The sequence below is a fragment of the Burkholderia sp. ABCPW 111 genome, from assembly GCF_000773065.1.
GTDB lineage: Bacteria > Pseudomonadota > Gammaproteobacteria > Burkholderiales > Burkholderiaceae > Burkholderia > Burkholderia savannae.
Genome location: NZ_JPWT01000056.1, coordinates 61,954 through 86,938, shown reverse-complemented (window position 1 = coordinate 86,938; position 24,985 = coordinate 61,954). Strand labels below are relative to the sequence as shown.

At 68.3% G+C, this 24,985-nt stretch carries 25 protein-coding genes and 2 pseudogenes; 17 read left to right on the top strand and 10 right to left on the bottom strand.

The window, feature by feature from the left end; translation table 11 throughout:
* Nucleotides 1-273 precede the first annotated feature (273 nt).
* From paaG to paaK, 3 genes are all read left to right on the top strand, one after another.
* Nucleotides 274-1,065: a 2-(1,2-epoxy-1,2-dihydrophenyl)acetyl-CoA isomerase PaaG gene (gene paaG, locus X946_RS10030; protein WP_038746542.1), complete on the top strand. Its 792-nt coding sequence runs from the start codon at nucleotides 274-276 to the stop codon at nucleotides 1,063-1,065.
* Nucleotides 1,066-1,138: 73 nt separating this feature from the next.
* Nucleotides 1,139-1,531: a hydroxyphenylacetyl-CoA thioesterase PaaI gene (paaI, locus tag X946_RS10025; protein WP_081989482.1), complete on the top strand. Its 393-nt coding sequence runs from the start codon at nucleotides 1,139-1,141 to the stop codon at nucleotides 1,529-1,531.
* 36 nt (nucleotides 1,532-1,567) lie between these two features.
* Nucleotides 1,568-2,866: a phenylacetate--CoA ligase PaaK gene (paaK, locus tag X946_RS10020; RefSeq protein WP_038746536.1), complete on the top strand. Its 1,299-nt coding sequence runs from the start codon at nucleotides 1,568-1,570 to the stop codon at nucleotides 2,864-2,866.
* A gap of 304 nt (nucleotides 2,867-3,170) precedes the next feature.
* Here paaK and mltA read toward each other — a convergent pair whose 3' ends face one another.
* Complete coding sequence (mltA, locus tag X946_RS10015) at nucleotides 3,171-4,289, bottom strand: murein transglycosylase A (RefSeq protein WP_052145048.1); 1,119 nt, start codon at nucleotides 4,287-4,289, stop codon at nucleotides 3,171-3,173.
* Nucleotides 4,290-4,317: 28 nt separating this feature from the next.
* Between mltA and X946_RS36135 the strand changes: the two genes are divergently transcribed.
* Nucleotides 4,318-4,461 (top strand): hypothetical protein, encoded by a 144-nt coding sequence (locus X946_RS36135; protein ID WP_038746530.1) that lies wholly within the window; start codon nucleotides 4,318-4,320, stop codon nucleotides 4,459-4,461.
* A gap of 41 nt (nucleotides 4,462-4,502) precedes the next feature.
* Here X946_RS36135 and apaG read toward each other — a convergent pair whose 3' ends face one another.
* A complete protein-coding gene (gene apaG / locus X946_RS10005; RefSeq protein ID WP_038746527.1) occupies nucleotides 4,503-4,877 on the bottom strand; it encodes a Co2+/Mg2+ efflux protein ApaG in 375 nt (124 codons plus the stop codon).
* On the opposite strand from apaG, the gene X946_RS36130 reads away from it, so the two are divergent.
* From X946_RS36130 to X946_RS09965, 9 genes are all read left to right on the top strand, one after another.
* Entirely contained in the window at nucleotides 4,803-5,012 is a 210-nt protein-coding gene (locus tag X946_RS36130; protein ID WP_081989475.1) for a hypothetical protein, read from the top strand. The two genes, apaG and X946_RS36130, sit on opposite strands and share 75 nt — an antisense overlap.
* A 45-nt stretch (nucleotides 5,013-5,057) precedes the next feature.
* Nucleotides 5,058-5,744, top strand: a complete 687-nt coding sequence (rpe, locus tag X946_RS10000) for a ribulose-phosphate 3-epimerase (RefSeq protein WP_038746524.1) — start codon at nucleotides 5,058-5,060, stop codon at nucleotides 5,742-5,744.
* A 5-nt stretch (nucleotides 5,745-5,749) separates the two neighbouring features.
* The gene (locus X946_RS09995; RefSeq protein WP_038746555.1) at nucleotides 5,750-6,466 is read left to right on the top strand and encodes a phosphoglycolate phosphatase; all 717 of its coding nucleotides are present in this window, start codon (nucleotides 5,750-5,752) and stop codon (nucleotides 6,464-6,466) included.
* A gap of 359 nt (nucleotides 6,467-6,825) precedes the next feature.
* Entirely contained in the window at nucleotides 6,826-8,319 is a 1,494-nt protein-coding gene (gene trpE, locus X946_RS09990; RefSeq protein WP_038746522.1) for an anthranilate synthase component I, read from the top strand.
* 13 nt (nucleotides 8,320-8,332) lie between these two features.
* Complete coding sequence (locus X946_RS09985) at nucleotides 8,333-8,923, top strand: aminodeoxychorismate/anthranilate synthase component II (RefSeq protein WP_038746520.1); 591 nt, start codon at nucleotides 8,333-8,335, stop codon at nucleotides 8,921-8,923.
* A gap of 17 nt (nucleotides 8,924-8,940) precedes the next feature.
* Nucleotides 8,941-9,972: an anthranilate phosphoribosyltransferase gene (trpD, locus tag X946_RS09980; RefSeq protein WP_038746517.1), complete on the top strand. Its 1,032-nt coding sequence runs from the start codon at nucleotides 8,941-8,943 to the stop codon at nucleotides 9,970-9,972.
* A gap of 50 nt (nucleotides 9,973-10,022) precedes the next feature.
* The gene (trpC, locus tag X946_RS09975; protein WP_038746513.1) at nucleotides 10,023-10,808 is read left to right on the top strand and encodes an indole-3-glycerol phosphate synthase TrpC; all 786 of its coding nucleotides are present in this window, start codon (nucleotides 10,023-10,025) and stop codon (nucleotides 10,806-10,808) included.
* A gap of 12 nt (nucleotides 10,809-10,820) precedes the next feature.
* Nucleotides 10,821-11,462 (top strand): CYTH domain-containing protein, encoded by a 642-nt coding sequence (locus tag X946_RS09970; RefSeq protein WP_038746511.1) that lies wholly within the window; start codon nucleotides 10,821-10,823, stop codon nucleotides 11,460-11,462.
* Between the two features lie 46 nt (nucleotides 11,463-11,508).
* Nucleotides 11,509-12,297, top strand: coding sequence for a uracil-DNA glycosylase (locus tag X946_RS09965; protein WP_038746507.1), 789 nt, complete (start codon nucleotides 11,509-11,511; stop codon nucleotides 12,295-12,297).
* Between the two features lie 393 nt (nucleotides 12,298-12,690).
* On the opposite strand, the gene X946_RS09960 is transcribed toward X946_RS09965, so the two are convergent.
* The 4 genes from X946_RS09960 to X946_RS09945 form a co-directional block, all read right to left on the bottom strand.
* A complete protein-coding gene (locus X946_RS09960; protein ID WP_038746553.1) occupies nucleotides 12,691-13,287 on the bottom strand; it encodes an FMN-dependent NADH-azoreductase in 597 nt (198 codons plus the stop codon).
* A gap of 138 nt (nucleotides 13,288-13,425) precedes the next feature.
* Nucleotides 13,426-15,255, bottom strand: coding sequence for a M61 family metallopeptidase (locus tag X946_RS09955; protein ID WP_038746550.1), 1,830 nt, complete (start codon nucleotides 15,253-15,255; stop codon nucleotides 13,426-13,428).
* A 97-nt stretch (nucleotides 15,256-15,352) separates the two neighbouring features.
* On the bottom strand, nucleotides 15,353-16,081 hold the full coding sequence (locus X946_RS09950; protein ID WP_038746504.1) for a DsbC family protein: 729 nt from the start codon (nucleotides 16,079-16,081) through the stop codon (nucleotides 15,353-15,355).
* A gap of 105 nt (nucleotides 16,082-16,186) precedes the next feature.
* Complete coding sequence (locus X946_RS09945) at nucleotides 16,187-17,368, bottom strand: UbiH/UbiF family hydroxylase (protein WP_038746501.1); 1,182 nt, start codon at nucleotides 17,366-17,368, stop codon at nucleotides 16,187-16,189.
* Nucleotides 17,369-17,669: 301 nt separating this feature from the next.
* Here X946_RS09945 and X946_RS36535 point away from each other — a divergent pair, with 301 nt between their 5' ends.
* From X946_RS36535 to ychF, 3 genes are all read left to right on the top strand, one after another.
* Nucleotides 17,670-17,792: a hypothetical protein gene (locus tag X946_RS36535; RefSeq protein WP_081989481.1), complete on the top strand. Its 123-nt coding sequence runs from the start codon at nucleotides 17,670-17,672 to the stop codon at nucleotides 17,790-17,792.
* 474 nt (nucleotides 17,793-18,266) lie between these two features.
* Nucleotides 18,267-18,632 (top strand): hypothetical protein, encoded by a 366-nt coding sequence (locus tag X946_RS09935; protein ID WP_038746496.1) that lies wholly within the window; start codon nucleotides 18,267-18,269, stop codon nucleotides 18,630-18,632.
* Nucleotides 18,633-19,111: 479 nt separating this feature from the next.
* A complete protein-coding gene (gene ychF / locus X946_RS09930) occupies nucleotides 19,112-20,206 on the top strand; it encodes a redox-regulated ATPase YchF (RefSeq protein WP_038746494.1) in 1,095 nt (364 codons plus the stop codon).
* Nucleotides 20,207-20,371: 165 nt separating this feature from the next.
* Here the strand turns inward: ychF and gabP are convergent, their stop codons facing one another.
* The 4 genes and pseudogenes from gabP to X946_RS09915 form a co-directional block, all read right to left on the bottom strand.
* Nucleotides 20,372-21,775, bottom strand: a complete 1,404-nt coding sequence (gene gabP / locus X946_RS09925; RefSeq protein ID WP_038746491.1) for a GABA permease — start codon at nucleotides 21,773-21,775, stop codon at nucleotides 20,372-20,374.
* A 515-nt stretch (nucleotides 21,776-22,290) separates the two neighbouring features.
* Nucleotides 22,291-22,628, bottom strand: a pseudogene (locus X946_RS36125) (MmcQ/YjbR family DNA-binding protein).
* Nucleotides 22,629-22,631: 3 nt separating this feature from the next.
* A pseudogene (locus X946_RS36120) lies at nucleotides 22,632-22,763 on the bottom strand (MFS transporter); the annotation flags it as partial.
* 395 nt (nucleotides 22,764-23,158) lie between these two features.
* On the bottom strand, nucleotides 23,159-24,154 hold the full coding sequence (locus X946_RS09915) for a glycerophosphodiester phosphodiesterase family protein (protein WP_038746490.1): 996 nt from the start codon (nucleotides 24,152-24,154) through the stop codon (nucleotides 23,159-23,161).
* A 134-nt stretch (nucleotides 24,155-24,288) separates the two neighbouring features.
* Between X946_RS09915 and X946_RS09910 the strand changes: the two genes are divergently transcribed.
* Entirely contained in the window at nucleotides 24,289-24,603 is a 315-nt protein-coding gene (locus X946_RS09910) for a DUF3761 domain-containing protein (protein WP_038746487.1), read from the top strand.
* The last annotated feature ends 382 nt before the right edge of the window (nucleotides 24,604-24,985 follow it).

Sequence of the window (24,985 nt, the reverse complement as noted above, 5' to 3'; positions counted from 1 at the left end):
GACCGCGACGTACCAGCTGCATCGCACGAACGGCCGCTACGCGCTCTGCACGATGTGCATCGGCGTCGGTCAGGGGATCGCCATCGCGATCGAGCGCGTGTAGGGCCGACAAACCGACGAAGTGCTCATCCGGTTCATTTCGAAGGCAGACGGCTCACAGGCTCGCAGGAGACGCAAGCCGAGCCACGGCGACCAGCCGGTTCGAGCGCGCCCCGCGACATCCGCTCAGACTTCTGAAGTTTGAACCGAATCGAAAACATAAGGAGACAGCCGATGTCCTACCAAGCGATTCGCATCGAAATCGATCAGGCGACACACGTTGCGACGATCACGCTCGATCGCCCCGACAAGCTCAACAGCTTCACGCGCGACATGCATCGCGAGCTGCAATCGGCGCTCGGCGACGTGCAGGCCGCGAACGCGCGCGCACTGATTCTCACAGGCGCGGGGCGCGGCTTCTGCGCGGGCCAGGATCTCGCCGACCTCGATTTCACGCCGGGTGCGACGACCGACCTCGGCACGATGATCGAAGAGCACTTCAATCCGCTCGTTCGCCGTCTGCAAGCGCTGCCGCTGCCCGTCATCGCCGCCGTGAACGGCACCGCGGCGGGCGCGGGCGCCAATCTCGCGTTCGCATGCGACATCGTCATCGCGGCGAAATCGAGCAGCTTCATCCAGTCGTTCGTGAAAATCGGCCTGGTTCCCGATTCGGGCGGCACGTGGTTCCTGCCACAACGCGTCGGCTTCGCCCGCGCGCTGGGCCTCGCGCTGACGGGCGACAAGCTCGGCGCCGAGCAGGCCGAGCGCTGGGGGCTCGTGTGGCGCGTCGTCGACGACGCCGAGCTGCCAGGCACCGCCACCCAGCTCGCCCGACAACTCGCACAACAGCCGACGCGCGCGATCGCCGCGATCAAGCAGGCGATGCGCGCGGGCATCACCAACACGCTCGACCAGCAGCTCGATCTCGAACGCGATCTTCAGCGCGAGCTCGGGCAATCGTACGACTACGCGGAAGGCGTGCGCGCGTTCATCGAAAAGCGCGCGCCTCGCTTCGAGGGGCGCTGAGATGGCTGCGCACACCCCATCGGCCGCCGCCGAACGCTCCGCCGAAGCGCTCGCCCGCGCGACCGCGGAAGCGATGTATACAGCAGACGCGTGCAGCCGCGAGCTCGGCATGGAGCTGCTCGAAGTGCGGCCGGGCTATGCTCGCTTGCGCATGCCGGTGCGCCCCGATTTTCTGAACGGTCACCAGATCTGCCACGGCGGGCTCATCTTCGCGCTCGCGGATTCGGCGTTCGCGTTCGCGTGCAACTCGTACAACATCAATACGGTCGCGGCCGGCTGCTCGATCGAATTCCTCCGGCCGGTCGCATGCGGCGACGTGCTCACCGCCGAGGCGACGGAGCAGACACTGAACGGCCGGCACGGCATCTACGATATCCGCGTGACGAACCGGGCGGGAGAGCCCGTCGCGATGTTCCGCGGCAAATCGACTCAAATCAAAGGGACGGTGATCCCTGCAGACCATTAGCGTCCACGCAGCCCACATAAATATATTGGAGACATCATGGCAACCTCGCTTCCGCTCGAGCCGATCGAACGAGCGAGCCGCGACGAACTGCTCGCGCTTCAGCTCGAACGCTTGAAATGGTCGCTCGCGCATGCGTATGAGCATTCGCCGGTCTACCGGCGCAAGTTCGACGAGGCGGGCGTTCATCCGAACGATCTGAAAACGCTCGCGGATCTGAGCCGTTTTCCGTTCACGACGAAAAACGACCTCCGCGACAACTACCCGTTCGGCATGTTCGCCGTGCCGCAACAACGCATCTCGCGCATTCACGCTTCGTCGGGCACGACGGGCAAGCCGACCGTGGTCGGCTACACGGCGCACGACATCGATACGTGGGCCAATCTCGTCGCCCGCTCGATTCGCGCGGCGGGCGCACGGCCGGGCGACAAGGTTCACGTGAGCTACGGCTACGGCCTTTTCACGGGCGGGCTCGGCGCACATTACGGCGCGGAGCGGGCCGGACTCACAGTGATTCCGTTCGGCGGCGGGCAGACGGAAAAGCAGGTGCAGTTGATCCAGGACTTTCGGCCCGACATCATCATGGTGACGCCGAGCTACATGTTGTCGATCGCCGACGAGATGGAGCGCCAGCACCTCGATCCGGCTCGGTGCTCGCTGCGAATCGGCATCTTCGGCGCGGAGCCGTGGACCAACGACATGCGCGCCGCGATCGAGAAGCGCATGGGCATCGACGCAGTCGACATCTATGGGCTCTCCGAAGTGATCGGCCCGGGCGTCGCGTCGGAATGCGTCGAAACGAAGGACGGTCCGACGATCTGGGAAGACCACTTCTACCCCGAAATCATCGACCCCGACACGGGCGAAGTGCTGCCGGACGGCGAGTTCGGCGAGCTCGTGTTCACGTCGCTCACGAAGGAGGCGATGCCGATCGTCCGGTACCGGACCCGTGACCTCACGCGCCTGCTGCCCGGCACCGCGCGCACGATGCGCCGGATGGAAAAGATCACCGGCCGCTCTGACGACATGATGATCGTGCGCGGCGTGAACGTGTTTCCGACTCAGCTCGAGGAACAGCTGTTGAAGCAGCGCGCGCTCGCGCCGCACTATCAGGTGGTCTTGACGAAGGACGGGCCGCTCGACGTGCTCACGCTCAACGTCGAGCCCTGCCCCGAGACCGCGCCGGACGCGGCCATGATCGACGCCGCGCGCAAGGCGCTCGCGCACGACATCAAATCGTTGATCGGCGTGACGGCGATCGTCAACGTGCTGCCCGTCAACGGCATCGAGCGCTCTGTCGGCAAGGCGCGGCGGGTGGTCGACAAGCGGCGGCCGTGACGATCGTGTGCGACGGCGGGGCGGGCCTCCAAGCGTGGCGCTGCCGTCCGTCGCGCGCCGTTCGCGCGGCTTGCACCCGCATCGCCGGACGCACAAAGCAATGCATGCCGCACCGCCCGGCGAGCAGGCAAACGCAGTGCGCAATTTGGGGGCCTACCTGCGCAATCCGGCGCCTACCGAACGCAATGCCCGAACGCAACGTTTGCGCGACGCGATCATGAGATCGCACGCCCACGCGGCCAGCGGCCGCGCGAGACGAATCGACGCTCACCGCCAGCACGCTCGCGCCCGGATCAAGTTCGGATCATGAATTCGGAAAGAGCAACCACATCCGCCCGGTCTGCTTCATCCGGCCGGCCTGATCGCCCGCGTCGTCGCCGAGCCCCCAGAAGTAGTCGGCGCGCACGCCGCCCTTGATCGCCGTCCCGACGTCCTGCGCGAACACGAGGCGATTGAGCGGCGCATTCGTCATCGGACGCGTCGTTTGCAGGAACACCGGCGTGCCGAGCGGAATCGACGACGGATCGACCGCGATCGAGCGCTCCGGCGTGAGCGGCACGCCAAGCGCGCCGACCGGGCCGTCCGCGCCGCCGTGCGGCACGTCTTCCTGCGACGGCATCTCGCGGAAGAACACGAAGCGCGGATTCGTGTCGAGCAGCGCGTCGACCCGCGACGGATTCGCGCGCGCCCACGCCTTGATCCCCTGCATCGTCGCCTGCCCTGCGCCGAGTTCGCCGCGGTCGAGCAGCCACTTGCCGATCGAACGGTACGGCTGGTTGTTGGTGCCGCCGTAGCCGACCCGCATCACCGAGCCGTCGTCGAGAACGATCCGGCCCGAACCCTGCACCTGCAGGAAGAACGCCTCGATCGGATCGTCGACCCACACGAGCTCGTTGCCGCTGAGCGCGCCCGAGCGCACGAGTGGCGCCCGCGCCGGCATCGACGCGCCCGCGCGATAGCCCGCGGGCCAGCGGTAGAGCGCGTACTGATACGGGCCGCGCCGCACCCGCGAGCCGTGCAGCAGCGGCTCGTAGTAGCCGGTCACGAGGCCGTCGAGCGTGCCGTCGTTGTTCGCGAACTGGAACGGCGTGAAATACGTCTCGAAGAAGCTGCGGGCGCTGCCCACGTCGAGATCGTCGATCCGCGCGGCCGCCGCGCACGCGCGCTGCCAGTTCGCCTGCCGCGCGAGGCGCGCGCAGTTCTCGCGCAGCGCGATCGTCGCGCCGATCAGGCTGTCGTCCTGCCAGCCCGGCACCTGCTGCCACGCGACGGGCGTGAGCCGCGCAGCCGCGATCTGCCCTGGTACGATCGCGGCACCCGCGGGCCGCGAGGCCTGCCGCAGCGGCGTGCCGCCGCACGCGGCGAGGAGCGCCGCGGCCGCGACGGCCGCCGCCCACCCGGCAAGCCGCCGGCTAAAACCCATACAATGTCCGTTGATGATGGAAACCGCCATGTCCGATCTGCTCGACCAATACCCGATGCTCATCTTCGCGCTGGAATCTTTGCTGGCGCTCGCCCTGCTCGTCTTCATCGTCGTCTGGACGGCTTCGGGCAAGAAGAAGCAGCCCGGCCGGCACGACAAGCCCCAGCGCTGAAAACACCTTTGAATCTCCCGCGCCCCCGCGATGCCGCACGCTCAATGCAGCGTGCGCGGCATGTGCAGCGCGAATTCGTCGACGGGCGCCTCGAAGCGCTCGCCGTCCTCCGCGACGCAGAAATACGCGCCGCGCATCGTGCCCACCGGCGTCGCGATCACGGCCCAACTCGTGTACTCGAACTGCTCGCCCGGCTGCAGCAGCGGCTGGTGGCCGACGACGCCGAGCCCCTTGACCTCCTGAACCTGGTTCTCGCTGTCCGTGATGATCCAGTGCCGCGCGATCAGCTGCGCCGCGACCTGGCCCGTGTTTCGGATCGTCAGCGTGTACGCGAATGCGTATTGACGGTTCTCGGGGTCGGATTGTTCCGGCAGGTAGCTGGTCTTCACCGACACGCTGAATCGATACTGGCTCATGATGGTCCCGTCGAGGTCGCCCGCCGCAGCCGACGCCGAGGCGCCCGCCCCGTGCGGCCGACGCGCCGCTTTGGTTCGGCATTCTGCTTGATGAGGCCGCGGCCCGCAACCGGGCGGCGCGCGCCGCGGCGGTAGAATGACGTTTTTCGTATCGCAACGCTCCCCACGCGCTTTCCGCTCATGACGCAATTCCGCATCGCCCCCAGCATTCTGTCGGCCGACTTCGCGCGGCTCGGCGAAGAAGTCCGCAACGTGGTCGCCGCCGGCGCCGACTGGATCCACTTCGACGTCATGGACAACCACTACGTGCCGAACCTCACGATCGGCCCGCTCGTCTGCGAGGCGATCCGTCCGCACGTGCAGGTGCCGATCGACGTGCACCTGATGGTGCGCCCGGTCGACCGGATCGTGCCGGATTTCGCGAAGGCGGGCGCGAACCTGATCAGCTTTCATCCGGAGGCGTCGGATCACGTCGACCGCACGCTCAGCCTGATCCGCGATCACGGCTGCAAGGCGGGCCTCGTGTTCAATCCGGCGACGCCGCTCAACTATCTCGACCACGTGATGGACCGCGTCGACCTCGTGCTCATCATGTCGGTGAACCCGGGCTTCGGCGGCCAGTCGTTCATTCCCGAGGCGCTCAACAAGCTGCGCGACGCCCGCGCGCGAATCGACGCGTACACCGCGCGGACGGGCCGCGAGATCCATCTGGAAGTCGACGGCGGCGTGAAGGCCGACAACATCGCCGAAATCGCCGCGGCGGGCGCCGACACGTTCGTCGCGGGCTCGGCGATCTTCGGCAAGCCCGACTATCGTCAGGTGATCGGCGAAATGCGCGACGCGCTCGCGACCGTCAAGCGCGCGTGAGCACGATGACGACGACGCCCCTTTTCGGCGCGCCGCGCATCGACGCGGCGCTCATCGACCTCGACGGCACGATGGTCGATACCGCAGACGATTTCACGGCCGGCCTGAACGCGATGCTCGCGCAGCTCGACGCGCAAGAAACGACGCGCGAGGAGGTGATGCGCTACGTCGGCAAAGGCTCGGAGAACCTGATCCAGCGCGTGCTGACGCCGCGTTTTTCGGAAGACGAGGCGAAAGCGCGCTTCGACGAGGCGCTCGCGCTCTACCAGGCCGAATACGCGAAAATCAACGGCCGCCACACGCGGCTCTACCCGGACGTCGAGGCAGGCTTGCACGCGATGCGCGACGCGGGCGTCAAGCTCGCATGCGTGACGAACAAGCCGCACCGGTTCGCGGTCGAGCTGCTCGCTCAGTACGGCCTGCGCGACTACTTCGGCGCGGTGTTCGGCGGCGACAGCGCGCCGCGCAAGAAGCCCGACCCGGCGCCGATGCTCGCCGCGTGCGTCGCGCTCGGCGTCGCGCCGCGCGCGACGGTCGCGATCGGCGATTCGGAGAACGACGCGCTCGCGGGCCGCGCGGCTGGCATGGCGACGCTCACCGTGCCGTACGGCTACAACCATGGCAACGCTATACAAACGATCGAATCGGATGGTATAGTCGATTCGCTTTTCGCCGCCGCGCAGGTCGTCATCGCGCACAATTCGGCAAAATCAGCCGTCTGACTTTTTCTTCCATCCGCATGTTTCTGAACAGAAAACGGAGTCTGAGCAGCATCGACCGGGGAGCCTGGCCCTGGCGTCGCTGGTCGCGCCAACCTCGATGAGGTACGCTGAAGCTCGCCTTCAGCCCCGTTTTTTGTTTCGCTGCGCGTCCGCGCCCCGATCGTCGTCCAACTTGCCGGTGTTGCCGCCGTCGAACGCTTTGCGTTCGGGCTGACGCCGGCACGCGGCGCACGATCGCCAGGCACAGCATCCGCCGGTTCGTCCGACCCGCCCCGCGAGGGGCGGCGCCCCGGGCGCGAGCGCAGCGCCACGCGATTCCCGGCGCGCCGCGCCGATCGTCCCGACGACAGGACCGGAACATGACTGAACTCGAATTCCAATCGCTCGCCAACGAGGGCTACAACCGCATTCCGCTCATCGCCGAAGCGCTGGCCGACCTCGAGACGCCGCTTTCGCTGTATCTGAAGCTCGCGCAGCCCGAACGCGGCGGCGCCAACTCTTTCCTGCTCGAATCGGTCGTGGGCGGCGAGCGCTTCGGGCGCTACTCGTTCATCGGCCTGCCCGCGCATACGCTCGTGCGCACGAAGAACGGCGTGTCGGAAGTCGTGACGGACGGGCAAGTCGCCGAAACGCATGAAGGCGATCCGTTCGCGTTCATCGCGACATTCCAGAGCCGCTTCAAGGTCGCGCAGCGCCCCGGCCTGCCGCGCTTCTGCGGCGGCCTCGCCGGCTATTTCGGCTACGACGCGGTGCGCTACATCGAGAAGAAGCTCGCGCACACCGCGCCTCGCGACGATCTCGGCCTGCCCGACATCCAGCTGCTGCTGACCGAGGAAGTCGCCGTCATCGACAATCTCGCCGGCAAGCTCTACCTGATCGTCTATGCCGATCCGACGAAGCCCGAGGCGTACACGAAGGCGAAGCAGCGGCTGCGCGAGCTCAAGCACCGGCTGCGCGCGAGCGTCGTGCCGCCCGTCACGTCGGCAAGCGTGCGCACCGAGATCTATCGCGAGTTCAAGAAGGAAGACTATCTGGCCGCCGTGCGCCAGGCGAAGGAATACATCGCGGCGGGCGAGCTGATGCAGATTCAGGTCGGCCAGCGCCTGACGAAGCCGTATCGCGACAATCCGCTGTCGCTGTACCGCGCGCTGCGCTCGCTGAACCCGTCGCCCTATATGTATTACTACAACTTCGGCGAATTCCACGTCGTCGGCGCGTCGCCCGAGATCCTCGTGCGCCAGGAAAAGCGCGGCGACGACCAGATCGTCACGATTCGCCCGCTCGCCGGCACGCGCCCGCGCGGCAACACGCCCGAGCGCGACGCGGCGCTTGCGACCGAGCTGCTCGGCGATCCGAAGGAAATCGCCGAGCACGTGATGCTGATCGACCTCGCGCGCAACGACGTCGGCCGCATCGCCCAGATCGGCTCGGTCCGTGTGACCGACAAGATGGTGATCGAGAAGTACTCGCACGTGCAGCACATCGTGAGTTCGGTCGAAGGCAAGCTGAAGCCCGGCATGACGAACTACGACGTGCTGCGCGCGACGTTCCCGGCGGGCACGCTGTCCGGCGCGCCGAAGGTGCGCGCGATGGAGCTGATCGACGAGCTCGAGCCGGTCAAGCGCGGGCTCTACGGCGGCGCGGTCGGCTATCTGTCGTTCTCGGGCGAGATGGATCTCGCGATCGCGATCCGCACGGGCCTCATCCACAACGGCAATCTGTACGTGCAGGCGGCGGCGGGTGTCGTCGCCGACTCGGTGCCCGAATCCGAATGGCAGGAGACCGAGAACAAGGCGCGCGCGGTGCTGCGCGCGGCCGAACAGGTGCAAGACGGCCTCGATTCCGACTTCTGACCGGAGACTGACCATGCTGCTCATGATCGACAACTACGATTCGTTCACCTACAACCTGGTTCAGTACTTCGGCGAGCTCGGCGAAGACGTGCGCACCTATCGCAACGACGAAATCACGCTCGACGAGATCACGCGCCTGAACCCCGCTTCGATCTGCCTGTCGCCCGGCCCGAGCAACCCGCAGCACGCGGGCATCACGCTCGACGTGCTGCGCGAATTCGCCGGCAAGAAGCCGATCCTCGGCGTGTGTCTCGGCCATCAGGCGATCGGCGAGGCGTTCGGCGGCCGCGTCGTGCGCGCGAAGACGATCATGCACGGCAAGGTGAGCCGGATCGAGACCGACGGCCGCGGCGTGTTCGCCGACTTGCCGAAGCACTTCGACGTGACCCGCTATCATTCGCTTGCGATCGAGCGCGAATCGCTGCCCGATTGCCTGGAGATCTCGGCGTGGACCGACGACGGCGAGATCATGGGCGTGCGCCACAAGACGCTGCCCATCGAAGGCGTCCAGTTCCACCCGGAATCGATCCTGTCGGAGCACGGCCACGCGCTCCTCGAGAATTTCCTGAAAGAGGCGCGGCAAGCAGCCGCTCATTCAGCCTGACGACGGCGGACCGAATCATGACGATCACTCCCCAGGAAGCGCTGCAGCGCACGATCGAGCATCGCGAGATCTTCCACGACGAAATGCTGCACCTGATGCGGCTCATCATGCGCGGCGACATGTCGCCCGTGATGTCGGCCGCGATCATCACCGGCCTGCGCGTGAAGAAGGAGACGATCGGCGAGATCGCCGCCGCCGCGGCCGTGATGCGCGAGTTCGCGCGCCACGTCGAGGTCGCGGACAACGCGAATTTCGTCGACATCGTCGGCACGGGCGGCGACGGCTCGCACACGTTCAACATCTCGACCGCGACGATGTTCGTCGCGGCGGCGGCGGGCGCGAAGGTCGCCAAGCACGGCAACCGCGGCGTGTCGAGCAAGTCCGGCAGCGCCGACGTGCTCGAGGCGCTCGGCGTGAACATCGATCTGCAGCCCGACGAGGTGGCCGCGTCGATCGCCGAAACCGGCATGGGCTTCATGTTCGCGCCGAACCATCATCCGGCGATGCGCAACATCGCGCCCGTGCGCCGCGAGCTCGGCGTGCGGACGATCTTCAACATCCTCGGGCCGCTCACGAATCCGGCCGGCGCGCCTAACCAGCTGATGGGCGTGTTCCATCCGGATCTCGTCGGCATCCAGGTGCGCGTGATGCAGCGCCTCGGCGCGCAGCACGTGCTCGTCGTCTACGGCAAGGACGGGATGGACGAAGTGTCGCTCGGCGCGGCGACGCTCGTCGGCGAGCTGCGCGACGGCGAAGTGCGCGAGTACGAGATCCACCCGGAGGACTTCGGGATGCAGATGGTGTCGAACCGCACGCTGAAGGTCGAGAACGCCGAAGAGTCCCGCGCGATGCTGCTCGAGGCGCTCGGCAACAAGCCGGGCGTCGCGCGCGAGATCGTCACGCTGAACGCGGGCACCGCGCTCTATTCGGCGAACGTCTCGGGCTCGATCGCCGACGGCATCCAGCTTGCGCGCGAAGCGATCGCGAGCGGCCGCGCGCGCGCGAAGGTCGACGCGCTCGTGCGCTTCACGCAGCAGTTCAAGCGCTGATCCGGCGCCTGGCGCCTCAACCGAATCCGTATCAAGCACGCAGGACACCCATGAGCGACATCCTCGACAAAATCATCGCGGTCAAGCGCGAAGAGATCGCCGCCGCGCTCAAGAGCGCGCCGCTCGAAGAACTGAAGCTGCAGGCGTCGGCGCGCGATTCGCGCGACTTCGTCGGCGCGTTGCGCGACAAGCACGCGGCGGGGCGCGCGGCCGTCATCGCCGAAGTGAAGAAGGCGAGCCCGTCGAAAGGCGTGCTGCGCGAGCACTTCGTGCCGGCCGACATCGCGCGCGCGTACGCCGCGCACGGCGCCGCTTGCCTGTCGGTGCTCACCGACGAGCAGTTCTTCCAGGGCAGCGCGCGCTATCTCGAAGAGGCGCGCGCCGCGTGCAGCCTGCCCGTGCTGCGCAAGGACTTCATCGTCGATGCGTATCAGGTGCTCGAAGCGCGCGCGATGGGCGCGGACGCGATCCTGCTGATCGCCGCCGCGCTCGACACGCCGCTGATGCAGGATCTCGAGGCGTACGCGCATTCGCTCGGCCTCGCCGTGCTCGTCGAAGTGCACAACCGCGACGAGCTGAACGAAGCGCTCACGCTGAAGACGCCGCTCATCGGCATCAACAACCGCAACCTGCGCACGTTCGAGACGACGATCGATACGACGCTCGGCATGCTCGACGCGATTCCCGGCGACCGGATCGTCGTCACCGAATCGGGCATCCTGTCGCGCGCGGACGTCGAGCGGATGGAGGCGGCGGGCGTGCACACGTTCCTCGTCGGCGAGGCGTTCATGCGCGCCGAGAATCCGGGCGCGGAGCTCGCTCGGATGTTTTTCTGAGTGCGGCGCACGATGGCGATCGAACAGGAGATCAAGCTCGCGCTGCCCGCCGCGCAGGTGGACGCGGCGCGGCGCTTCCTCGACGCGCGCGCCGGCGCGCCGGGCCGCGAGATCACGCTCGTGAACGTCTACTTCGACACGCCGGCGCTCGCGCTCGCGCGTGCGAAGAGCGCGCTGCGGCTGCGGCTCGCGCCGCAAGGCTGGCTGCAGACCTTCAAGACGGTCGGCGCGGCCGTCGGCGGGCTGCATCGCCGCCATGAGTGGGAGATGCCCGTCGCGGGCGAGGCGCTCGAGGTCGACGCGCTCTGCGCCGCGTGCGACGTCGCGAGCGCGGCCGACGCGCTGCGCGCCGCCGCGCCGCATTTGATCGCGCTCTTTCGCACCGATTTCTCGCGCACGCTGTGGCACATCGAGCACGCGGGCGCGACGATCGAGGCCGCGCTCGATCGCGGCGAGATCGTCGCGCAAGTGAACGGCGACGTGCGGCGCGAGCCGATTTGCGAGATCGAGCTCGAGCTCGTCGAAGGCGACGCGGCCGCGCTGACGTCGCTCGCCGAAGCGGTCGCCGCCGCGGTGTCCGACGTCGCGCCGGACAACCTGAGCAAGGCGCAGCGCGGCTACCGGCTGCGCGGCGGCGATCTGCGCGCCGACTGACCGCCCTGCTTCCCGCATGACCAAAAAGACCTCGCCCCCCCGCCCGATGCGACAATCCTCACTATTCGACGAACCCGCCGTACCTGCTCCGCCCCCGGCGAACGACGGCGCCTGCGCGTCGCCCCTCGAATCGCAATTCGACGCGCTGCCGCCCGACTGGCGCGCGATTCTCGAGCCGTTCATCGCGAGCGACGCGTACGCGCCGCTCTGCGGCTTCGTCGACGGCGAGCGCGCGGCGGGCAAGGCCGTCTATCCGGCCGACGTGTTCCGCGCGCTGCGGCTCACGCACCCGGACGACGTGAAGGTCGTGATCCTCGGCCAGGACCCGTATCACGGCGAGGATCGCGGGATTGCGCAGGCGCATGGGCTCGCGTTCTCGGTGCCGCCCGGCGTGCGGCCGCCGCCGTCGCTGCGCAACATCTTCAAGGAAATCTCGGCCGACTTCGGCTACGACACGCCCCGCCACGGCTGCCTCGACTCGTGGGCGCGCCAGGGCGTGCTGCTGCTGAACACGGTGCTGACGGTCGAGCGCTCGTCGGCCGCGAGCCATGCGAAGCGCGGCTGGGAAAAGTGCACCGACACGCTGATCCACGAGCTCGCAACGCGGCATCGCCACCTGGTGTTCATGCTGTGGGGCGCGCACGCGCAGGCGAAGCGCGCGCTCTTCGACGCGCGCGAGCATTGCGTGCTCGAGGCGCCGCATCCGTCGCCGCTGTCCGCACATCGCGGCTTCCTCGGCTGCCGCCATTTCGCGCTCGCGAACGATTACCTGACGCGGCACGGACGCGAGCCGATCGACTGGCGGCTGCCCGACGAGCCCGAGACGCTCGCTTGAGCATCGAAGCTCGCATTGCGCATTCCGCTTCGTCCGGAGCGCCGGCGAAGGAAAGGCCCGGCGCGCGCCAGCCCGTGCGCGGCGTCGGCCGGATTCGATGCAGGCGCGACGGCGACGTGCCGACGCGCTGATGATCCGACGCGCCGCGCTTCACCATTCACCGCGATACCGGATTCGATGCCGCCCGCCCCTCCCGCCGCCAGCCCTTCGTCAACCGTCGCGCCGCCGCTCGACGGCTTGCACGCAAGCCGCCATACGCGACGATTCGTTCACGCCGCGCGCGAACATACGCCGCGCCGCGATGCGCCCGCTATCCGGCCTTCGTCGGCACGAGCAAAAACGCCGCGAACCTTCCGGTCCGCGGCGTTTTTTTCGGCGATCGAGCGAGGACGCTCAAACCGCGGCGATCACCTCGCGCGCGCTCGCGAGCGCCGCAGTCGCCGCATCCGGCCCGAGCGCGAGACCTTCCGCGTAGACGAACGTCACGTCGGACATGCCGATGAAGCCGAGGAACGTCTTCAGGAACGGCGTCTGGCTGTCGGTCGGCATGCCGACGTGCTTGCCGCCGCGCGCCGACACCACATACACCTTCTTGCCCTTGATCAGCCCTTCCGGACCTTGCGCCGTGTAGCGGAACGTCACGCCCGCGCGGGCGATCCAGTCGAAATACGTCTTCAGCTGCGACGACACGCCGAAGTTGTACATCGGCGCGCCGATCACGATCACGTCGGCCGAATTCAGTTCGTCGATCAGCGTGTCGCTCTTCGCGACGATCGCTTTCTGCTCGGCGGTGCGCTGATCGGCCGGCGTGAAGAACGCGCCGAGGACTGCGTCGTCGAGGTGCGGCAGCGCGTCGGCAAGCAGGTTGCGGACCTTGACGGTCGCGCCGGGGTTGCTGCGTTGCAGCTTGGCCGTCAGTTCGTCGGCGAGCAAAGTCGACTGGGCGCCTTGCGAGCGGGCGGCGGAATTGATCTGAAGAATGGTCGTCATGTCGGGCTCCGTGGGTTTGGTTTGCGCCAAGTGCAGCGCGAGTGACGCCATTGTGCGGATTGCCGCCGCCGCGAAAAAGCGGCGGCCGGGTGACGGATTGTTGCAATAGCGAAACAATCCGCGCCCGGTTCAGTGCGCCTATCGCCGGTCGCGCGCCGCCGGCAGCCCGAGCCATGCGTCGCGATGCGCGCGCGTCGCGGCGGGCTTCGGCTGGGCGGTCAGCTTGTAGCGCGCGATTTCGGGGCCGTCGAGCTTGAGCTGTGCGACGCGCAGCTCGTCGCGCCGGAACGCGTGGATCTCGACCTTGTCGCCGGGCCGGTAGCGCGCAAGCAGCGCGTCGAGGTTCGAGCCCGTCACGCGCAGCCCGTCGACCGCGACCAGCGCGTCACCCGCCGACAGCCCCGCGCGATGCGCGGCGCCGCCTTCGTACACGGCCGCGAGCGTGCATTCCGCGCCGCCTCGCGTGCGCGCGCCGAGCGTCGGCAACGGGCGCGCATCGGCCGAGCCGTTCGCGCCCGTGTCGGGCGCGAGCGTCACGCCGAACGGCTCCAGCAGCTCGGCGAGCGGCAGGTCGCGCGTGCCGGACACCGCATCGTCGAACAAGCGGCCGAGATCGACGCCCGTCGCTTCGGCGATCAGCGCCTTCACGTCGTCCTCGCCGACGCCGTGCGGCCTGCCGTGGTAGAAGTCGCGCCCAAAGCGCTGCCAGAGCAGCCGCATCACGTCGTCGAGCGACTTGCGATGGCGAGTCTGCGCGCGAATCGCGAGATCGAACGCGAGCGCGACGAGCGAGCCCTTCGTGTAGTAGCTGACGATCGCGTTCGTCGCGTTCTCGTCCTGCCGGTAATACTTGATCCACGCATCGAACGAGCTTTCGGCGACGCTCTGCTTGAGCCGGCCGGCGCCGCGCTGCACGCCCGCGATCGTGCGGCCGACGAGCGCGAAGTAGTCGCTCTGCGAAATGAGGCCGCTGCGCACGAGCATCAGGTCGTCGTAGTACGACGTGAAGCCTTCGAAGAGCCACAGCAGCGACGTGTAGCTCTCGCCGGACAGATCGTACGGCGCGAACGCGGCCGGCTTGATCCGCTTCACGTTCCACGTATGAAAGTACTCGTGGCTGCACAGGCCGAGATACGTTCGATAGCCTTCCGTTTTCTCCGGACGCCCCTTCACCGGCAAATCGGCGCGACTGCAGATGAGCGCCGTCGACGCGCGATGCTCGAGCCCGCCGTATCCGTCGCTCACCGCCTGCGTCATGAATACGTAGCGGGACATCGGCGCGCGCTTCGTCTTCGGCTCGAAGAGCGCGATCTGCGCTTCGCACACGCGTTTCAGGTCGGCCGCGAGCCGTTCGAGATCGAGGCCCGTCACGCGGCCCGCGATCGCGACGTCGTGCGGCACGCCGTGCGCCTCGAACGTCGCGAGCGCGAATTCGCCGAGCGTGACGGGATGATCGATCAGCTCGTCGTAGTTCTCCGCGCGGTACGCGCCGAAGCCGTAGCGCTTCGTGCCGTGCGCCTGCGGCAGCGCGGTCGCGACGCGCCAGCGCCGGTACGCGTCGCCCGCCGGGCGCTCGATCGTCACCTCGCACGGCGCGTCTTCATGGCCGAGCGGCGCGAGGAACACGCTCGTGCCGTTGAAGAAGCCGCCCGTGTCGTCGAGATGCGCGGCGCGCACCGACAGATCCCACGCGTAGACGTCGTAGCGCAGCGTGATCGATCCGGACGTCGGCGCGGCCTGCCAGGTCTGCTTGTCGAGCTTGCCGATCCGCAGCTTGCGGCCCGCTTCGTTGAACGCGCGCAGCGTCACGATGTTGCGCGCGAACTCGCGCACCATGTAGCTGCCCGGAATCCAAACGGGCAGCGAGAAGCGCTGCCCGGCCGGATCGGGATCGGCGAGCGTGAGCGTCACTTCGAACAGGTGGGCGGCGGGGTCTTTCGGAACGATCGTGTAGCGAATCGGCTTCATCGTCGGAATCGGTCGGGGCAAGCGGGAACGGATACGGATACGAAAAGAGGCGCCGGCCGAGCGCCGACGCCTCCTTCGCGATGCGAGAAATGCCGCGTCACTTGACGCCGGCGAGCGCCTGATTCAGTTCGTCTGCGGACACGGCGCCCGGCAGGCGGCTGCCGTCGGCGAGGAACACGGTCGGCGTGCCCGTCACGTTCATCCCGCGGCCGAGCGCGAGATTCTTGTCGAGCGCGGTCGTGTCGCAGCCCGCCGCCACCGCGGGCGTGCGATGCTCGAGCATCCATGCCTGCCACGTCTTCACACGGTCGCTCGCGCACCAGATCGACTTCGACTTCACAGTCGAATCGGGCGACAACACCGGGTACAGGAACGTGTAGACGGTCACGTTGTCGACCGACTGCAGCGTCGTCTCGAGCTTCTTGCAGTACGGGCAGTTCGGATCGGAGAACACCGCGATCTTGCGCGCGCCGTTGCCCTTCACGACCTTGATCGCATTCGAAAGCGGCAGGCTCGCGAAATCGATCTTGTTGATTTCGGCGAGGCGCTCGGCCGTCAGGTTCTTGTGCGTCTTCGTGTTGACGAGCTCGCCGAGCAGCACGTAGTCGCCCGATGCATCGCTGTAGACGATCTGCGAACCGAGATTGACTTCGTACAAGCCCGCGATCGGCGATTTCGTCACGCTCTTGATCGGGGCGTCGGCGCCGAGGCGCGACTGCAGCGCTGCCTTCAGCTTGTCGGTGGATTGATCGGCCTGCGCGGTGCAGCCGAGCGTCGCCGTCGCGGCGGCCAGCGCGAGCGCGGCGATACGAATTGTCTTTTTCATGCAAATCATCCTTCAAAGCGTGCGTGCACCGTCACAGTGTACGACCGTGGTCAAGCAGAGTCGGACCGCCGCGCCGCGCGAAGGTTCGCCGGACGCGCCGGTCCGTCAGCCGAGCGCCGACGCGACCAGCCAGCGCTTGACGAGCGGCTGCGCGCCGACGAGCGCCATCCCCGTGTTGCGCACGATGCGCGCAACCGCGCCCGGCAGCGAGAAGAGCCGCTGCAGGCCGTCGGTCGCGATCATCAGCGCGCGAATGTCCTCGCGCCGCGCACGCTCGTAGCGGCGCAGCAGCACGGTGTCGCCGAGATCGCGGAACGCTTCGCGATTCGCGAGCGTGTCCGCGAGCGCGGCGACGTCGCGCAGCCCGAGGTTCATCCCCTGGCCCGCGAGCGGGTGAATCAGGTGCGCGGCGTCGCCGACGAGCGCGACGCGCGGCGCGATCAGCCGGTCCACCGTCTGCAGCGCGAGGGGGAAGCCCTTCGCGGGCGTCACGCACTCGAGCGCGCCGAGGCGGCTCATCGTCACGCGCTCGACCTCGGCCGCGAGCTTCGCGGGATCGAGCGCGAGCAGCTCGTCGGCGTGCGCCGTGTTCGCGGACCAGACGAGCGACACGTGGCCGTCCGGCAGCGGCAGCAACGCAATGATCTCGCCGTCGCGGAACCATTGGTATGCGGTCTCGCGATGCGGGTGCGCGGCCTTGAAGTTCGCGACGACGCCCGTCTGCCGATAGTCGCGCCGCTCGACCTTCGAGCCGATCTGCGAGCGCACCCACGAATGCGCGCCGTCCGCGCCGACGACGAGATCGCACTCGATCACGTCGCCGTTCGCGAGCGCGAGCGTGGCGGCGTCCGGCTTCACGTCGAAGCCCTGCGCGCGCGCGTCGAACCACGTGAGGTTCGGCTGGAAGCGCAGCGCGGCGTCGAGCGCGCATTCGATCAGCGACGATTCGCCGATCCACGCGAGCTGCGACACCGCCGCCTGGAACGCGGAGAAATGCAGCTCGGCGTGCGCGTCACCGTACACGCGCATGTCGTAGACGGGCGCGAGCCGGCCGTGGTCGAGCGCCTGCCACACGCGCAGCCGCTCGAGAAGCGCCTGCGAGCTCGCCGACAGCGCGTAGATGCGCGAGTCGAACGCGAGATCGGCGGGACGCGGAGCGGCCGGCTGCGCGAGCAGCGCGGTCTTGTGGCCCGCCTGCGTCAGCGCGAGCGCGGCCGTCTTGCCGACGAGGCCGCCGCCGACGACGGCGACGTCGAAGGTCTGATGGTAGGCAGTCATGGCGGGCATTATAGCCGGGAGGGCCAGGCCGTTTCGCTCGGGGAATTTGCGGTGAATCAGGGCACGCGACACGGCGACGCACGCGCCGGACCGGTTCCGCGGCGATCGTTCGCCGCGGGTTTTCACGTAAGGACGAACGCCGCGCGCCGCGGCTAGCGCGCCGCACGTGCGCGGCGATGTAACCGGCGCGCGCTCGCCGCCGCACGCTATCGGGAGCGCGCATTACGCGTCACACGTTTCCTTACAAACGCACACCGCTTGTCATGCGGGCCGCCGCTACAGTGAGCCGACGCAACAACAGGAGATGTCGATGAAACGGATCGCGGCTCTCGCCGCCCTCGCCGTCGTGCTGGGCAGCGTGCTCGGAGGATGCATCGTGGTGCCGGAAGGCGGCGGCTACTATCATCATCGCGATTACTACTACCGGTATTGATGCGCCGTTCGGCGTCGGCTGTGATTCGGCTGTGATTCGGCTGCGATTCGGCGGCGCGCCGCTCGCGACGCGCGTCGCCGGTCGCATCGCGCATGAGCGGCGACGCGAACGCCCGCGCGTGCCGGCGCATTCGGCGCGCGGCCGAGAACCGGCGCGCCGCCGCGCCGAGTCCGACGCGATCTCGCCGGGCCGATGCCCGAGCACCGACGCGCACGCACGCGCCCGCCGCCGGAAACGGCCGCACGAGCGAGCGCCCTCTCCCCCTCCGATCCGCCACCGCACCGGTCCCGCATGCGACGCGTCGCGCGCCGCCGCACCCGCCCTGCGCAAGCCGCCGCGCTCGAACGCCATGTGCGTTCCACCCCACCGAACGCTTGTCTGATTCCGCCCATCGCGTGCTATCGTTTCAGTGACGACGCGATCACCCCGAAAGCGCCGGAAAAACAGGTCTCAACCATCTTCGTGAGCCCGGCCATGAGCGACCTGCGCCACCATCTCAATCAACAGGACCGAGTGGAGCTGCTCTGCTGGCTCGTCGTCGGAAATCTCGGCGCCTTCTACCTGAACGAGAGCTGGCCAGGCGCAGCCTTTCAGGTCCAGTCCGCGCACAAATGGCTCGACCGCCACGCGCGCGAGGCCGATTGGCTGACGCTCGCGAAGCTCTCGCTCATCGCGCTCGACATCGCGAAGAGGCATGCGGACTTCGTCAACGCGTCGTGGGCGCGCGATGCGGTGGAAGAAATCATCGACACCGACGATCTGAACTACGGCGCGCGCCTCGCGCAGCTGGTGCTGGACGACTGCCGCGCGGCGCTAGCCGACCGGCGAATCGCCGACTGACTCGCCGGGCACGCACCGCGAAGGGCCGCAAAGGCTCGCTCGTAACGCGGCATGCATCGGCCGGCCGACGCACGGCCGGCGGCGCACCAACGCCAAGGCCGACACCGACGCGTGGCGCCGCCGCCCGTCGGATAGCGCCGCCGGCCCTCCCTCGAAGCGCATCTTTGCGGTTGCCTCCCACGTTGCCCCGCGTGATGCGCGTTCCTCCGTGCGCCAAAGTCGCCGCGCCGCCGGCCGCCTGCCTCGCATCGGCCGGCCGACGCGCGCCGCCGCTCGAGCCGCCGGTTGCCTTGATGCGCGGTCGAACGAGTTACAATTGCCGCTTTTGGTGGCAACGCAGGTCTTGCCCGCGCCCGGGCGTCCGGCCGGGCGCTCATGCCCGGCCCCGGTGCGGCCCGCAAAGCGCGCGGACGAGCGCCCCACGCCGCGCCCGAAGCGCCCCCGCATCACGCACAACCCATTGAATCCCGAAGGAACCCATGAGCCTCAAATGCGGCATCGTCGGCTTGCCCAACGTCGGCAAGTCCACCCTGTTCAACGCGCTGACGAAGGCCGGCATCGCCGCCGAGAACTACCCGTTCTGCACGATCGAGCCGAACGTCGGCGTCGTCGAAGTGCCTGACGCGCGCCTGAAGGCGCTCGCCGACATCATCAAGCCCGAGCGCGTCGTCCCGGCCGTCGTCGAGTTCGTCGACATCGCGGGCCTCGTCGCCGGCGCGAGCAAGGGCGAGGGCCTCGGCAACCAGTTCCTCGCGAACATCCGCGAAACCGACGCGATCACGCACGTCGTGCGCTGCTTCGAGGACGAGAACGTCATTCACGTCGCCGGCAAGGTGAGCCCGCTCGACGACATCGAGGTAATCAACACCGAGCTCGCGCTCGCCGACCTCGGCACCGTCGAGAAGGCGCTCGCCCGCTATTCGAAGGCGGCGAAGTCCGGCAACGACAAGGAAGCGGCGAAGCTCGTCGCGGTGCTCGAGAAGGCGCGCGCGCATCTCGACCAGGGCAAGGCGGTGCGCGGCCTCGATCTGTCCGACGACGAGAAGGCGCTCCTCAAGCCGTTCTGCCTGATCACCGCGAAGCCGGCGATGTACGTGGCGAACGTGAAGGAAGACGGTTTCGAGAACAATCCGCACCTCGACGCGGTGCGCCGGTACGCGGACGGCGAGAAGTCGCCGGTCGTCGCCGTGTGCGCGGCGATCGAGGCGGAGATCGCCGATCTCGACGACGCCGACAAGGAAGCGTTCCTCGCCGACATGGGCATGGACGAGCCGGGCCTCGACCGCGTGATCCGCGCGGGCTTCAAGCTGCTCGGCCTGCAAACGTACTTCACCGCGGGCGTGAAGGAAGTGCGCGCGTGGACGATCCACATCGGCGATACCGCGCCGCAGGCGGCGGGCGTGATCCACACGGATTTCGAGCGCGGCTTCATTCGTGCGCAGACGATCGCCTATGACGACTTCATCGCGTACAAGGGCGAGCAAGGCGCGAAGGAAGCGGGCAAGATGCGCGCGGAAGGCAAGGAATACGTCGTGCACGACGGCGACGTGATGAACTTCCTGTTCAACGTCTGAGCCGCATCGCCGGCCCGGCGGCCGCAGGCGGCGCGTGACATCGCCCGCCGCCTGCGGCCGCCGGGCCGTTTCGCATTCGCGCGCATCGCGCGACTCAGATCGTCGAGCCGAGTGCGGCCGGCACGCCGGCAGTGGCGGCGCGCCGCCGCCGGGCCAGACGTCGCTTCACCGCAAATTCGCCGACACTCGCGACGCCGCGGGCGCCGGCTCGCCGCCGCCGCGCGCACGCCGGTTCATCCACGACGCCGCGACGACGGCGAGCGCGAGCACCGCGGTCGAGCCGACTTCCATCCGGTGATCGTCGCGCAGCAGCATCACGACGAGCACACCGCAGATGAACAGGATCACCGCCCACGTGAGCCACGGGAAGCACCACATCCGCAGCGGCAGGCGCTCGCCCGTCGCGTCGAGCGTCGAGCGCATCCGCAATTGCGAAATCGCGATCACGAGATAGACGAGCAGCGCGATCGCGCCCGACGTCGCGAGCAGGAAACCGAACACCTGCTCGGGCATCACGTAGTTCGCGATCACGGTCAGAAAGCCGAACGCGGTCGACGCGAGCACGGCCGCGCGCGGCGTGCCGCTCGCGTCGGTGCGGCGCAAAAGCGCGGGCGCGTCGCCGCGCGTCGACAGCGAGAAGATCATCCGCGACGCCGTATAGAGCGCCGAATTCAGGCAGCTCGCGACCGATACCAGCACGATCACGTCGATGATCGCCTTCGCATGCGGCACGCCGATCAGCTCCATCGCGCGTTGATACGAACCGTGCGCGGGCAACAGCGCGTCGTTCCACGGCACGAGCGCCGCGACGACGAAGATCGAGCCGAGATAGAAAAGCGAGATGCGCCAGATCACCGAATTCGTCGCGCGGACGATCTGGCGCTCCGGATGCTCGGATTCGGCCGCGGCAATCGTGACGATCTCGGTGCCGAGGAACGAGAACATCGTCGTCAGCATCGCGGCGAGCACCGCGCCGACACCGTTCGGCATGAAGCCGCCCGCGTTCACGAGCCGCGCCACGCCCGACACGTTCGAGCCCGGCAGCACGCCGACGATCGCCGCGCCGCCGATCACGAGGAACACGACGATCGCGACCACCTTGATGAGCGCGAACCAGAATTCGAATTCGCCGTAGTTCTTGACCGAGAAAAGATTCGTCACGGTGAGCAACGACGTAATGCCGAGCGCGAAGATCCATGTCGCGACGCCGGGAAACCACGCGTTGAGGATCGTCGCCGCGGCCGTCGCCTCGATCGGGATCACGAGCACCCAGAACCACCAGTACAGCCAGCCGATCGTGAAGCCGGCCCAGTGGCCGATCGCGCGATCGGCGTAGGTCGAGAACGAGCCGCTGTCCGGCTGCGCGACCGCCATTTCGCCGAGCATGCGCATCACGAGCACGACGAGCAGCCCGGCGATCGCATAGGCGATCAGCGCGGCCGGGCCGGCCTCCGCGATCGCATGCCCCGAACCGACGAACAACCCGGCGCCGATCACGCCCGCGATCGACAGCATCGTGACGTGCCGCGGCTTCAGGCCGGTTCCGAGGCCTGTCTGTCTTCCTTCCATGTCTCCCTCCAAAAAAACGGTTCCGGTATGGCCGGGCATCGCGTGAAGGCGGCGCGGGGGCTTTGTTGTTATCGAACCGTGCGCGGCGCGGCGGGCGTCGCGCGTCGATCGGACGTCATGCCTGCGGCCACTCGGACAGGTTCGCCACGCAGAGCTGCGAGGCCGCGTTTGCAGTGCGCCGCGCATGCGGCGGCGCATTGCGGCGCGCCTGTCGTCGGCATCGTGATCGGCCGCCTTCGAAGCGAAGCAGCAGTGTAAGCATCAAACGGTTTGTGACTAAGAACCAATTAACGAATTTCGATAGAACCACTTGCCGCATCGCCATGCGCGCGAACGTCGAGCGGCCCGTTCGACGCGGCCGCGCGGCCCGAAAAGCCGTGCGCAAAACGCGCCGGACGCCCGCGCGCGATGTTTCGTGAAACACACGTCACAGCAGCGGAAAACGCGCGTCATCGACAATCCGATCATGCGGACCCGTGCGCCCTGTCGTCTCGCCCTGTCGCCGCACCCTCTCGTCACGCCACCATCCCGTCGCGCCATTTCACCGGCACGAGCGCACGCCACTCGCGCAGCAGCAGCGCCTTCACGGTGCCGAGGTGCGCGGCCGACCGGCGTACCCACACGATCGGCCATCCGACGTATTGATCGGTCACGTGGAACTCGTCCGACGCCGACTCGATCACCCATGTGCGCTCGTCGGAGCTGACGCCCTTGACGACGCGCGCCGCTGTCATCGCGTCATCACGTCATCGCACGCACCATCACACCATCGCGCAAGCAGCCTGCCGCGCGCCTTGAGCGCCGGCGTGCCGTACGGCGTGTCGTCCTTGACGCCGCGCCACGCAAGCGCGATCTCCGTACTGCCGACGCCGATCGCGCCGAGCAACATCACCGCCGCCGCGGGCTTCACACCGTGGTCGAGCACATGGGGCGCGAGGTGAACGCACGCCGCGAACACGCCGAACGAGCGCGCGACGCAAAGCGCATACCATCGAACGCCCGCGACGGAGACGGACCGAAGACGAATCGCGCGGCCGCCCGGCGCGCAGCCCGTCGCCAGCCACATCGCAACGACGAGCCGCCGAAGACGAGGAACCAGCCATAAGCCGCAACGAACCGCATCATGTCGGCCGATTCTGTCGAAAAACATCGGTCCGAGCGCGACCGGGCCGCCGTGCGGATCATGCGCTTCCCGGACCGTTTCGCGAGCCGCGAGCGCGCGTCGTTCGAGAAAATCGGGAAAGCAACGCCGCGCCACGACCATCGAATCGCCCAACGAAATCGCCCATTTGCCGACATTGCGATACGGCCCGCTCCCGACCGAGCGATCCGGCGTGCCCCCGCCGCGGCCAGCCGCGCGCCGCTGGCCGCCGGGCGACTCGCCTATCGCGATGCCGCCCGCTCGCACTGCAAAGGCCGCGCCTTCAGAGCCGACTTGATCTCGGCCATCTTGCGCGGCGAATCCGCGAGCACCGCATCGATCCCGAGGCACGCCGCTGCACGATAGTCGTCGGCGTCGTTCACAGCGATCGCGAGAATGCGCGCGTTCGCACGCCGCCTGAAGCACGCGACGGTCGCTGGCGTCCATAGCGTCGCCGTCACGTCCGATACGCCTTCGCCCAACGTGAAGCGCTCGGTCACCGTCAATTTCCGGTGCATCTCGAAACCGGTCCACACGGGCGCGCCGGGCGCGCCGGGCGCACTGGGCGCTTGCGGCGCGCCTTCGCACGCGCCGCCGAGCAGCACGCTCACGAGCCGCGCTCGCGTCGCATCGCGCGACTCGAAGAGCCGCGCCTGCGGATACGACACGAACGCCGCCTGGTAAGCCGCGTCGGTCGAATAGATCGTCACGCGCGGCCATGCGGCCTCGCTCGTCAGCACGTCCGCGACCGCCTTCGCCTGCGGCCCGGCGGGCAACGCCTTCATGTCGAGCACGACGGGCAGCGCGGGCGCAATCGCGCGCAGCGCGTCGCGCAGCGTCGGAATGCCGGCCGGACGGGCGCGATACGGATAGCGCCCGCTCGCGTCGCGGAAATTCCAGCCGGCGTTCATCCGGGCGAGCTGCGCGGCGGTGTACCGGGCGACCGGGCCGCTCGACTGCGTGAGCGCCGACAGATCGGCGGGCCGGTACAGCACCGGGATGCCGTCGCGGCTCAGTTGAACGGTCAGCCAGATCGCGTCCGCGCGATTCGCCACGGCCTCGCGAATCGCCTCGAGCGTGTTCTCCGGCGCGTCGCCCGTGCCGCCGCGGTGCGCGACGACGAGCGGCAGCGCCGCGGGCGCTTCGCCGATCGGCCCGCCGCCCGCGCACGCGGCGAGCCCGATGGTGACGCCCGCGAGCGCCGCCCGCCATCCCATCCAGCTGATCAATCGACTCATCGGCTTGCTTCCCCCATCAAAATGCCTCCCCCTCTTGATCTGACGATGCGCGGCGGATTTTCTTCAGCGCTTCGCCGCGGTTAAGATGCCGTCGGGCCATCGGCCACCATCGACAACGACAATCGAGAGAGACCATGTTCAATCCGCTGCCGCACGCGGCGCGGCGCATCGCTGTCGCGCTGACGATCGCGGCGCTTGCGCTCGCCCCCGCCTTCGCCCCCGCCTTCACTTATTCGCCGAGCGCACCCGCCGTCGGCGGCGAAGCCGACCTCGACCGCCACGACACGTACCGAAACCGCGACGGAGAAACCGTGCACGCGCCCGCGCATTCGAAATCGGGCCGCGCCCCCGAAGGTGCGACGGCCCGTTGTCGCGACGGCGCATACAGCTTCAGCCGGCATCGACGCGGCACGTGCTCGGGGCACGGCGGCGTCGCCGCCTGGCTCTAGGCGGCGGCGCGACGTCGCAAACCGGTCGAGGCGCTGTCCGAGCATCGCGGAATCGGTATCGTGCTCCGCGATGCACGCTCGACGCGCCGCATCCGCGACGGGCGACATCATGGCAGCGCCCGGCAGCCGCAACGCATCTTCTCGACACCGGTGCCGACATGGGCACTGCCTTTGCCTTTGCCTTCGCCTTCGACGCCGACTTCGACGCCGATTCAGCCGCCCGCCGCGCATGGCGCCGCCGCTCGCGCATCACACCGGCGTCGCCGCAAGGCGTCGCGCGTGCGCGCCGCCGCCGCGCTCCCCGCGCCCGATTGAAGCGGCCCCAAAGCGCGCCCGGCGCGCGAGCGCACCGCGTCGAAGTACAATGGCGGTTCGCGCCGCG